A 9,940-nucleotide genomic window follows, 5' to 3' on the forward strand; every position below is an offset into this window, starting at 1 on the left:
GGTTGACCGGCGCTGGGGCTGGCCTTGCGGTGTTCCTCATCGGGGGAACCCAGGCGCCCGGCGAGCTGTGGTGGGGCATCGCCCTCGTCGCGGCATCCCTCGCGGTGTGCGTCGGGATCGCCAAGCGCGTCTAGTCCTGACGGACAGTCACGCCCCACAGCAGCCCCGACATCTCCCCCTCGGGGTTCGCCTTGCGGTACGCCTCCTGCGCCTGCGAGAGGCCCGTCCGGATGTGGCAGCGCACCGGCGCGGCGACCTGGCGCTTGAACTCCGTCATGGGGTCCTGCGCGATCTCCTTGGGCCATCCACACCCGCAGGGGCACAGCACGTCACGCCGGTACTCCTCGAGCGCGAGCATCCACGCACGCTCCGTGTCATCCCACTCGACCTCGAGCGACGACGACACCATCCGGCCCTCGTCGTCGTACTCGTAGACCGTGCGCGGCTCCCAGCCAGTGAAGCGCTTGAGGCTGATGCCTAGGCGCTCGGCCGCTTCGAGGTCTGCTCGGAGCGCTGGATCACGAGCGACGCGGCCGGCGAGAAAGGGGCGCTCGTCACGCCGTTGTTCAGCGCGAGGACAGCCTGGGCGAAGTCGTTCCACTGGGCCGTCGACATCTCGTCGGCCAGCGGCTCCCAGTCACTCGCGGGGGAGAACGGCACGTCCGACCCGTCGCGGTTCTGCACCGACGTGATCGCCTGCACGATGACCTCGTCCAGCGCCGACACGTTGACGTCCAGCGCCTTGTCCGTCTCATCACCCGGGCGCGGGGGGTTCGCCGCGACGAACTCCGCCCACTTCTTGCGGGGGAGCGCCTGCAGCGTGAAGTGCACCGTGTGGTCACGCATCTGCTGCTCGATGGCCTGGACCGCCGCGGCGGCGTCACGGATCTCCGTCGACACCTCGCGCGCATCCTGGGCGGCGGCGTTGCGAGCGTCCTGCAGAGCTGCCACGGCGCGGTCGTGCTCCGCCTTCAGAGACAGGTTCACGCACAGGGGGACGACCTTGGTCGCCCGGGTCAGGGTCAGGCTCACGGGATGGCTCCTCGGCTCAGGATCGGCTCATGAGGTGGTGCACCCCTCCCCGGTGTGAGCCGACACCGGGGAGGGGTGGTGCATGGGTCAGGCAGCGGCGAGCGTGACCGTCTCGACGTCGCCCGTGATGAACGCCGACCACGTGCTGCGCAGGACGCTGTTCGCCTCCGCGGCAACCTCGGCCTTCACGCCCGCGACGAACGGGACGACCGTCACAACGTCGCCCGTGGCGAACGGCTCATCGAACGCCTTGCCGCGGCGACGGATCGCGTACCGCTGAGCACCCTCGGGCAGCGTCTCGACCAGCAGGTTGCTGGTCTCCGCGTTCGGGCTGTTCGTGTTGTCGATGCCCGTGATCGTCAGGCCGTACGTCTTGCGACCCGGCGAGCCGAACGTCTGCGTCGAGCACTCACGCTCGTCCGTGATCGTGCCCTGGTCCGTGGTCAGCGCGAAGCCGCCCGGGGTCAGGTAGCACGAGATGTCGTCTCCGCCGTTCGCCTCCGCGACCGTCGGGACCTCGCCCGCGACCGTCGTGACGATGACCGTACGGATGTTGCCGTCGGCCGGCGTGCTGGGGATCAGCGCCATGTCGGGATCACTCCTTCTCGGTGGTGCCCTCGCCGGCCGGCGTGGGCTCGCCTCGGCGCGACTTGCGCTCGAGGAAGTGCTTGGTGGGGCGGATCACGGTCGACGGCGGGTAGCGGTCGCCCTTCACGAGCTCCACACGGCCCTTGCTGATGAGCGGGGAGCCCTCCGGCTCGTCCCACTCGTGCTTCGTGACCGGGTCCTTGACACGCAGATAGACAGGGCGGCGGGTCATGTCACTCCTCCGGAAGTCGAGCAGCAGCGAACTCGAACGACATCGGCACCGACACCAGACGCTTGTTCGCCGCCTGCACCGTGACGTTCGTCGTGTACGGCTGCGACGAGCCGCGAGACAGCAGCGGACCGCACAGCCAGCCCGGGACCTCAGGACGGCGACCCTCGAGCGCGTCCGTCGCCTCACCCGCGAGCCGCAGCGCACCCGTGTCGGTCGCCGCAGAGATCAGCAGGGACACCCGCACCACGAACGCCTGCGGGGGAGACGCCTCCGACCGCTCACTGACGCCCGGGACACTCACGCGCATCGAGCGCCACGGCAGGGGCGTCTCGTCGGGGATCTCACCCAGCAGCGTCCCGGCCGGCGCGAGGGCCAGGACCGCCCGCGCCAGGACGTCGTAGGCGCTCACAGCATGCCGCCGAGCAGATCGTCGAGCGCCTTCATCATGCGCGGCTGCTCACGGTCCAGCGGGCCATCGATGTCACCCGTGCCACCACCGCCGCGAGGGGTGCCGAAGAAGAAGATGTTGCCCAGCGCGCCACCCCTGCGCCACTTGTCCGGACCGACCTCGTACTGCACTCGGCCCGGAAGGTAGAACGAGTCGTAGGTGATCGCCTCGGGGAGGCCGTCGCCAAAGTGCGTACTCGCACTCGCTTGCGCGGCGTAGTCCTCCTTGAGGTTCTGTGCGCCCTTCTTCACGACCTTGTCCACGTCGCCCAGTGCGCTCGACGCGACCTTGCCGAGATCCGCCGCGAATCCGCGCAGCGTGCCATCGTCAGCCATCAGGTCACCACCTCGTCCACGAAGCAGCGCGACGCCGTCGCGTACGACTTGTTGAACGGGGCCGTCACCCGGTACGACTTGCCCGTGAGGTTCGGGTCCGTCGCCGACGCAGTCACCGTGACGATGTCGCCAGGCCGCGGCTGCACCGTCACCGGCAGATCCACCCGGTACCGCTGCACCGTCAGGACCGCGCCACCCGCCGTCGGGTTCTGCTCGTACCCCTCGTACGTCTGGACCTTGCAGCGACCCGTGAAGACCGTCTCCATGACGGCCTCGCCCGTGACGTCGTCGACCAGCTCGCCGGGACGCTCGAGCGTGCACGTGTCGGTCATCAGCCGCTCAGCCGCAGCGCGACCGGAGCGGAGAGCAGTGGGCGCGGTCACGGCAGGGGCACCCAGACGTCCGGGTGGACCCACTCGCCAGGGTGGCGACGAGCGCCGCCGGGCGTGATCGTCCACGCGCCCGAGCGACTCGGGATCAGCAGATCCCACTCCTCATCCGTAAGGAAGATGTCCCCACGGCGGACCTGCTCGTTGTAGCGGTACGTGTAGTCGTCGATCGTCTCCGAGGTGTAGCCCTCGGGGTTCCGGATCTTCCGGATGACCGCGTTCGACTCGACCATGACGAGCGTCGCCACAGTCGGAACACCGCCCGTGACGAGCTCGGGCAGGGTAGGGATGCGCGACAGGACGATCGCCTCGGCGTCATCCAGCCACGCCTGCACCTGCGCGACCTCGTCCGGCTCAGAGATGGGGCGGCCGAGCCGCGTTGCCACGTCAGCGACGGTTGCGTACGTCACGGCCGCCCCACCTCCTAGTTGTCGTCCTCGGTGCGCTTGGCGCGCGTCTGGCGCTTCGGCGCGTCCTCGAGCCAGCCGGCCGCCGTGTAGCGGTCGGCCAGCTCGTCAGGAACGTCGACCACGCCGCCGTCGAAGGGGCTCTTGAGCGTCGCCACGATCAGGCCTGCGTCGCGCTCGTGAGCTTGACGAAGTGCGCGATGTCGCGGACCCGGAAGCCGATCTCGATCTCCGCCCGGACCGCGAACATGTTCCGCTGCCAGAGGTTGATCTGCGTCGACCCGTCGGTGAGCGTCGCCTGGTCGGCGATGCTGATCGACACGCCCTCGACCGAGCCCCACGACGCGGACGACCAGTCGCCCGCGAAGCCGAGCTGAGCAGCCGTGCCCGCGCCGGCGCCGTCGGCGTCCGCGAGGTACACGCCCGGGGAGACGTACACCGGCTGACCCAGGAGCTGGGTCACCGAGCCGCCCTCGTTCGGGCCCTGGGTGAACAGCGGTCGACCGAAGCCGTCCACCGCACCCAGGAGCAGGCCGCGACCCTGGGGCGCCATCGCCCAGCCGTTGAGCGTGCCGCCGCCGGTGGCGACGGCCTGGTCCGCGGCGACGAGGCCCTTGTACGTGTTGCCGGCGATGCCGACCGACGCCGCACCCGAGAGCTTGTCGAAGTTCGAGCCGGGGGCCGCGACGTTGCCGAAGACGGTCTGGTCGAACTTCTTGCCGAGCGCCTGCGGGAGCTTGCGGACGAGCTCCTGGTACAGGCGCGCCTTGTCCCGACGGAACTGGTTCGAGAAGGGCACGATGACCGCGAGCGTGTACGGGGTCATGAGCTTGCTGCCCAGCGTGGGCCGGCTGACCGGCTTGTTGTCCGTCTCCGCGACCCACTGGGCCTCGGGCTCACCCGTGATGATGTCCACGGTCACGCCCGGACCCGGGAGCGGGATCTGCTGCGCGAGCTGCATCGCAGCCGAGCTGTACTCGGCCGCCGACCAGATCTCGGCAGAGACGACGGGGTCCAGGCGGACCCCGGTGGTAGTGCGATTGACGTCGATCCCGGCCATCGGAATCCCCTTTCATGCCCTCGCGGGCGGTCAGATGAGGTTGCCGACCTGCTGTGCGAATCGGTCGGCGGCGGTAGCAGCACCCCGCCCGCCCGCTCCTTGCGAGGGGTCGGCCTTCGGGGTCTTGGGACCGCCTTGCGCGGCCAGGTACGGCTTCTTGGTGAGCAGGTCCGCGATCGCCTCGGCGATCTCGTCCTGGTCGACCTCGCCGTCATCGCCGACGTCGAACTGCGACAGGTCGATGAACGTGAGGGCGTCGGTGGGGTCGGACAGCTTGCCCGCAGCAGCGGCGCGGATCTCGGCGCTGAGGATGCGCCCGTTGGCCTTCGCCAGGGCGCGACCCTCGGCCTCCCGCGCGATGCGCTCGGCGTCGTCGGCGGGCGTCAGGTCGTTGACCCTGGCCTCGGCCGCGAGTCGCGCAGCCCGTTCCGTCCGGAGCTTGGCCTTCATGCGGTCCAGCGCCTGCTTGCCGGGGTCAGACAGCGCCTCCTCGCCCTCGAGGGGCGCGTCCACGTCGTCCAGCGGGGCGTCCAGCGCCTCGGGGGCGTCGTCGACAGGGGTCGTGCCGTCGGTCGCGTCGAGCGCGGCGACGATGTCCGGGGTGTCCGTGCTCATGTGCGTCTCTCCTTGCGAGAGGTCGACCGTGCCCCTTGCGGGCGCGGTGGTCAGAGGTAGCCGTTGACTCGCAGGAGTCGCAGGTAGTCGTCGCGGTCGGCAGCGACGCGCGCGATCGTTTCGGGCATGAGGCGTGCCCCTCGGCGTCCCGTAGCGGCGCGTGACGCCCGCCCGCGGCGCGTGGTGCCCTCGGTGGTCGTCAGGACGCTCCTGCCGCCCACCTGTGCCACCTGGACGCCGCGACGGGCGTTGACCACCTGCCCGATGTCGGCACCAGCCCGGATCGCCTCAGCACCCGCCTTGCCGAACGTCGCGTCCTGCTCGTCGGCAGTCAGGGAGTCGAAGTACTCGGCCGGGTTGACGGTCAGGTCACCCGCGACAGACTCGGACGCGGGGATGTGCCGGCAGTCGCAACCGGGGTGGCGCGCGAAGCCTGTGCTCTTGCGGTACCAACGGCCCGCGAGGACCACGCACCGCGAGCACGACGGCGGGTTGAGCATCCGCACGTACCCGCTCACGGGGCGCACTCCCATGCCCAGCGACTCGGCCTGACGACCCGTGTCCGACAGGAGCGTGCCGGTTGCCAGGGACAGCCACTTGCCTCCGGAACGGAGCGCCTGCGCCGTGCTGGCGCCTCCTGCTACCCGGGTCTTGGCGTGCGCCACAGCCCCGTAGAGCAGCGAGTCGACCGGGCGGCCGTCACCGGCCACGCCGACCAAGCCGCGAGCGTTCGGGCGAGCCACTGCCGTTGCGGCGCGCGACTGGCCCGTGTCCTCGAGCACGTCCCGGATGAAGTCGAGAGCGCCCGCAGCCACCCGCGACTGCGCCAGGTCCGTGACCTCGAGCAGCCGGGGCGCGATGCGCGGCCACGACACGTCGAAGTCCTGCCCCATGCGTCGCCAGGTGCGTCGCACAGCCGCTACGGCCTGCACGATCTCCCGACGCTGCTCCCGGCCGTACTCAGCCGCCGATGGCGGCAACGCCTGCCGCAGCATCCTTCTCAGCCTGCTGACGCACGTACGGGTCGGACTCCTCGAGCGCAAGCAGCTCTAGCGCCCGCTCGATCTTCGCCGGGCTCCACCCGAGCTCTTCCATCGCCATCCGGCGCGGGATGAGCGGGCGGCCGTTGACGTCAGTCGCGGCGTACATCTTGACGACCGCGTCAGCACGCGACGCGACCGTCGGCGTGCCTGCGTCGTGCCACAGCGTCTCGATGCCGACGAGATCCTTGGACCAGGCTCCGTCCTTGATCCGCATGGCGATCCGCAGCACCTCGGCGTCGGAGTTGCCGAGAGCGACCTGGTCCCGCTCGGCGATCTTCACCAGCCGCGCCTCGCGGGATCGGATCGCGTCAGCCGACGCCGCGTCATCCGCGGCGAGCCCGAAGTAGTTCGGCGGCAGGCCCGACACGCCCGACGCAAGCCGGGCGTACAGGTCCATCATCCGCTCGAAGTTCTGCATGTCCGACGCGTCGAACTGGAACGTCTTCGCGTCCTTGTTGGCGATCGCCCACACGGCCCCGAAGTACGCCTCCCACACTGGCATGGGCTTGCCGTCGCGGTCGACGAAGTCGCCCTTGGACGCACCGAGCACACCACGCTGGGGGACAGCGTGCGTCTCCTGCGCGAGCTGGGCGTTCGTGATGTCACGCGCCGCGGCGTCGGTCACCGGGATGACGTCCGCCATCGCCGACGTGCCCTGCAGCGTGCGACCCGCGGGGATCGTGGTGCGCCGGCGGCGGAACGTCGGCACGACCGGGACGACGCCCAGGCCGTGCCCGTCGTCGTCGTCGACTTCCCAGCCGCCATCGTTCTTCAGCCACAGGGTCTCGTTCGGCAGGTACAGCGTCGCCGACTTGGCCTGACCGTTCTCGACGTCGTACAGCCGCAGCGCCGACGTGATCTTGCCCGTGCGCGAGTCCCGGTCCGTGATGATCTGGCGCGGCGACTCCACCGTGATGAGCGGGCCACCTGCATCGTCCGTGCCCACACACCGGTACCGACGCCCGTAGACGAGGTAGTCGAGCCGGGACATCAGGTCAAGCTCGTTCATGCCGGCCTCGAGCCACAGCCGCTGCAGATCCTCGTCCGCCGTGTCGCTACCCGGGAGGCGGAAGCCCTTGACGTCGAGGCGGTCCGCGATCGCGTCCACGACGACCCGGGGCCAGTTCACGATGACCGTGAACCGCTCGAGCTCCGGCGGGATCGCGAGCCCGAGCTGCTCGAGCCGCTGCATCCCGTCGTAGTAGGCGTCCGCGTTCTCGAGCGGCACCTGTGCGAGCATCAGGTCACCCTTGAGTCGCTCGAACAGGGCCGACTCGTCGGAGGTCAGCGCACGCGCCACGACGACCTCCTATCGGAACACGATCACGCGGGTGTCTTGGGCATCCCAGCCCTCGGACCGCTGGTCAGCCGCGGCCTCGTGAGCGAGGACGTCGGCCATGAGGATGTCGAACTTCTGCGTCTCAGCCGGCTTGCCGAGGATGTACTTGTCGCCCGGCTTCGCGACCTTCCGCGCCGCCAAGGCGTGCACCTTCGCGACCGGGTCCGCGCTGTGCGTCGTGACGCCCTCCGCGGAGTCCTCGAGGTACCGGACGAGCGCGTCGAACATCCGACCGATCTGGTTCGTCGGCCACGTCACCACGACGTCATCCCCGTACTCGGTAGCCCAGGCGTCCGCCTGCGTCTCCCAGTGCCGGGGGTCGACGTACATGCGCGCGACCGAGTACCGGTCGAAGATCTCCGACACGGCCGCATTGACCTCGCCGCGCGGGATGCGGCCACCCCACTCCTCGGGATTCCAGAACGTCGGCCGCGAATCAGGCCCGTACGTCGGCGTGAACCGGTAGCCGTCGGCCGTCTCCACCCGCAGAGCCGTCCAGTCGCCCGAACGCGAGCCGTCGAAGCCGACCGCCACCCGCTCGCCACGGGCAACCTCACGGTGCGCCTCGGTCGCGTCCCACACCTTCTCGGGCATGTACGAACCGAGGCCCTGGACGAGCCGGTTCCCGAAGAACCGCTCCGCCTGCGTCGGGTCCGTCTCAAGGAGCTCGGCCGCCTCAGCCTCGATCGCAGCCAGGTCTACCCAGGGCGAGCCCTCGTAGACGTACTGGTGGATCTTGTGGCGGTCACGCTTGTTCTTGTACGACAGGTCAGCCGGCGGCTTGCGGTAGAACCGGAAGATGTCCGCCGACCGCGACTCGTACGTCTGCTGAGCCTGCGACGACTCCATCGGGTCCCACGGGTTCGTCGTCTCGATGGAGCGACCGCCCATGCCAGCCAAGCCGCGCCGCATCGTCTGCGAGACCTTCAGGAGCTTGTTCCGGGCCGTGTACAGCCCTGACTCGTCGAAGATCGCGAAGTTGATCGGGTTACCCAACTTGCTGTTCGCCGCCGCCGTCACCGGGTCGATCCGGCCATCCTCCGGGAGGCGGATGAAGCCCTCACGCACCTTCATGCGCTCGAGCAACGGACCGCGGCGGATCATGCCCTGCAGCGGCCGATACACGTTGTCGACCTGATCCTCCGACGTCGCCAGGAGCTGCACCAGCGACGTCGGACGACGCATCCCCATCGGCTCGCCAGGCTCGTAGACATACACGAACCCGCAGCCGCAGCCGTCGTCCTCGCAGCGGTACACCTCACCGCCACGCGCCCAACCAGCGAACAGACACGGGCCCACCGACTCGAAGCACGTGATCGCAGCCGACCACGGACCCTTGCCCGTCTTCTGCGGGCCCACAACCTGCGAACGGCGGTAGTGAAACGCCGTCGCCTGCGCCGGCCGCGTCGGGTCGAACGTCAGGCCCTTGCGCACCCGGTAGTGGTTCACCGCGCACCAGAGCTGCCACCCATCGACCACGAACGGCTGCCCGAGCGAGAAGCCGTCAGGGACGATGCAGTGAGCCTCGATCCAGTCCGCAGCGAGGAAGCCCAGCGTGGGGAAGTCGACGACCCACTCGCTAGTCGCCACCGTTGACGACCTTGAGTTTGGACCGCGACGACGCCTTGGGAGGCGCGGCGGGGCCCTGCTGCTCACGCTTCCCGGCCACCTCGTCCACGGCGACCTTCCAGCCCATTTCAGCCAGGCCGGCGGTCGTCATGCCGATCTGGTCGGCGAACCGGTGGAGCTGGGAGAGCAGAGCGGCACCAGCGTCAGGAGCCTCGCAGCGGACCACGGTCCGCGCGTACAGCGCCACGGTACGGACGCGCCACGACTCGGACGGCATCGACCAGGCGCAGGCCTGGGGGGTGCGCCAGAGATCGGCCCAGACCTCAGCCTCGCGCTCGGTCTCGTCTGGCAGGGGGAACGGCGGCACAGGGCCGTCGTAGCCCTCCGCGGGCAGAGCCGTCAGCTTGAAGCCGCGGCGGTCAGAACGGCCGGACGTCTCCGAAGGGGGAGGGCCGGAACGGTTGCGTGCGCCACCTCGAGGCATCGGTATCACTCCACGGTTGCCGCCTTGCGCGGCGTCGGGAACCCGCTGCGTTGCGCAGCAGGAAGGTCAAGCGTTGGTCAAGCGGGACGCGGGTCCGGACGGTCTGAACCCTCCGCACCAAGGAGCGCCCTCCCCGGCGGTCGTCCTGGGCGCCCCCTCGGGGTCCCCCCCTGGGGTCTCTGTCCGGTTTGCCCCGCCGAATGGTCAAGCGCAGGTCAAGACTGGGCCGCTCTTCCGCGTCGCCCGCCGTCCTGGGTGTTGTGCCGCACCGTCTGTGGCCCCAGGTAGCCGCCACGCTGGTGGTCGTGCCCGAGCTGCCACATACGCCCCGTGATCCGAGCCCCGCATCCATCGGCACACATGACGATCTCGCCGGCGTCGATGCGCCGTTGCCAGTCA

The 9,940-nt window shown here is 69.8% G+C and carries 15 protein-coding genes; all 15 read right to left on the bottom strand.

The genetic code is table 11. The features are described 5' to 3' along the window. Positions 1 to 130: 130 nt before the first annotated feature. Positions 131 to 409, bottom strand: coding sequence for a hypothetical protein (locus BMZ16_RS13975; protein WP_089801516.1), 279 nt, complete (start codon positions 407 to 409; stop codon positions 131 to 133). Between the two features lie 68 nt (positions 410 to 477). Further along, positions 478 to 1,032 (bottom strand): hypothetical protein, encoded by a 555-nt coding sequence (locus tag BMZ16_RS13980; protein ID WP_089801517.1) that lies wholly within the window; start codon positions 1,030 to 1,032, stop codon positions 478 to 480. Positions 1,033 to 1,119: 87 nt separating this feature from the next. Beyond that, positions 1,120 to 1,620 (bottom strand): phage tail tube protein, encoded by a 501-nt coding sequence (locus BMZ16_RS13985; protein ID WP_089801520.1) that lies wholly within the window; start codon positions 1,618 to 1,620, stop codon positions 1,120 to 1,122. Positions 1,621 to 1,627: 7 nt separating this feature from the next. Next, entirely contained in the window at positions 1,628 to 1,852 is a 225-nt protein-coding gene (locus BMZ16_RS13990) for a hypothetical protein (protein WP_089801522.1), read from the bottom strand. 1 nt (position 1,853) lies between these two features. Continuing rightward, positions 1,854 to 2,261, bottom strand: coding sequence for a hypothetical protein (locus tag BMZ16_RS13995; RefSeq protein WP_089801524.1), 408 nt, complete (start codon positions 2,259 to 2,261; stop codon positions 1,854 to 1,856). Further along, a complete protein-coding gene (locus BMZ16_RS14000) occupies positions 2,258 to 2,635 on the bottom strand; it encodes a hypothetical protein (RefSeq protein ID WP_089801526.1) in 378 nt (125 codons plus the stop codon). Before BMZ16_RS14000 ends, BMZ16_RS13995 begins: the two co-directional genes overlap by 4 nt. Continuing rightward, positions 2,635 to 3,126: a DUF6093 family protein gene (locus BMZ16_RS14005; RefSeq protein ID WP_369822617.1), complete on the bottom strand. Its 492-nt coding sequence runs from the start codon at positions 3,124 to 3,126 to the stop codon at positions 2,635 to 2,637. Before BMZ16_RS14005 ends, BMZ16_RS14000 begins: the two co-directional genes overlap by 1 nt. Beyond that, positions 3,015 to 3,434 (bottom strand): Gp19/Gp15/Gp42 family protein, encoded by a 420-nt coding sequence (locus tag BMZ16_RS14010; protein WP_177199714.1) that lies wholly within the window; start codon positions 3,432 to 3,434, stop codon positions 3,015 to 3,017. The genes BMZ16_RS14005 and BMZ16_RS14010 overlap by 112 nt, the downstream gene beginning before the upstream one ends. A 14-nt stretch (positions 3,435 to 3,448) precedes the next feature. Continuing rightward, positions 3,449 to 3,589 carry a DUF7302 family protein gene (locus BMZ16_RS19355; protein ID WP_177199715.1) on the bottom strand — a complete coding sequence of 47 codons (141 nt, stop codon included), beginning with the start codon at positions 3,587 to 3,589 and terminating at the stop codon, positions 3,449 to 3,451. A gap of 2 nt (positions 3,590 to 3,591) precedes the next feature. Then, positions 3,592 to 4,491, bottom strand: a complete 900-nt coding sequence (locus tag BMZ16_RS14015) for a phage major capsid protein (protein WP_089801532.1) — start codon at positions 4,489 to 4,491, stop codon at positions 3,592 to 3,594. 30 nt (positions 4,492 to 4,521) lie between these two features. After that, entirely contained in the window at positions 4,522 to 5,106 is a 585-nt protein-coding gene (locus BMZ16_RS14020) for a hypothetical protein (RefSeq protein ID WP_089801533.1), read from the bottom strand. A 50-nt stretch (positions 5,107 to 5,156) separates the two neighbouring features. After that, positions 5,157 to 6,101, bottom strand: a complete 945-nt coding sequence (locus tag BMZ16_RS14025) for a hypothetical protein (protein ID WP_089801535.1) — start codon at positions 6,099 to 6,101, stop codon at positions 5,157 to 5,159. After that, entirely contained in the window at positions 6,067 to 7,449 is a 1,383-nt protein-coding gene (locus tag BMZ16_RS14030) for a phage portal protein (protein WP_089801537.1), read from the bottom strand. Before BMZ16_RS14030 ends, BMZ16_RS14025 begins: the two co-directional genes overlap by 35 nt. 9 nt (positions 7,450 to 7,458) lie before the next feature. Next, the gene (locus tag BMZ16_RS14035; protein WP_089801539.1) at positions 7,459 to 9,078 is read right to left on the bottom strand and encodes a hypothetical protein; all 1,620 of its coding nucleotides are present in this window, start codon (positions 9,076 to 9,078) and stop codon (positions 7,459 to 7,461) included. Beyond that, positions 9,068 to 9,424: a hypothetical protein gene (locus tag BMZ16_RS14040; RefSeq protein WP_218143367.1), complete on the bottom strand. Its 357-nt coding sequence runs from the start codon at positions 9,422 to 9,424 to the stop codon at positions 9,068 to 9,070. Before BMZ16_RS14040 ends, BMZ16_RS14035 begins: the two co-directional genes overlap by 11 nt. Positions 9,425 to 9,940 lie beyond the last annotated feature (516 nt).

This window comes from Cellulomonas sp. KH9 (assembly GCF_900114185.1).
Lineage (GTDB): Bacteria > Actinomycetota > Actinomycetes > Actinomycetales > Cellulomonadaceae > Cellulomonas.

Bases quoted from the DNA above. Each gene is read 5' to 3' on its own strand.
- BMZ16_RS13975 (WP_089801516.1), bottom strand. From the start codon at position 409: ATGGTGTCGTCGTCGCTCGAGGTCGAGTGGGATGACACGGAGCGTGCG.
- BMZ16_RS13985 (WP_089801520.1), bottom strand. From the start codon at position 1,620: ATGGCGCTGATCCCCAGCACGCCGGCCGACGGCAACATCCGTACGGTC.
- BMZ16_RS13990 (WP_089801522.1), bottom strand. From the start codon at position 1,852: ATGACCCGCCGCCCTGTCTATCTGCGTGTCAAGGACCCGGTCACGAAG.
- BMZ16_RS14000 (WP_089801526.1), bottom strand. From the start codon at position 2,635: ATGGCTGACGATGGCACGCTGCGCGGATTCGCGGCGGATCTCGGCAAG.
- BMZ16_RS14015 (WP_089801532.1), bottom strand. From the start codon at position 4,491: ATGGCCGGGATCGACGTCAATCGCACTACCACCGGGGTCCGCCTGGAC.
- BMZ16_RS14020 (WP_089801533.1), bottom strand. From the start codon at position 5,106: ATGAGCACGGACACCCCGGACATCGTCGCCGCGCTCGACGCGACCGAC.
- BMZ16_RS14025 (WP_089801535.1), bottom strand. From the start codon at position 6,101: ATGCTGCGGCAGGCGTTGCCGCCATCGGCGGCTGAGTACGGCCGGGAG.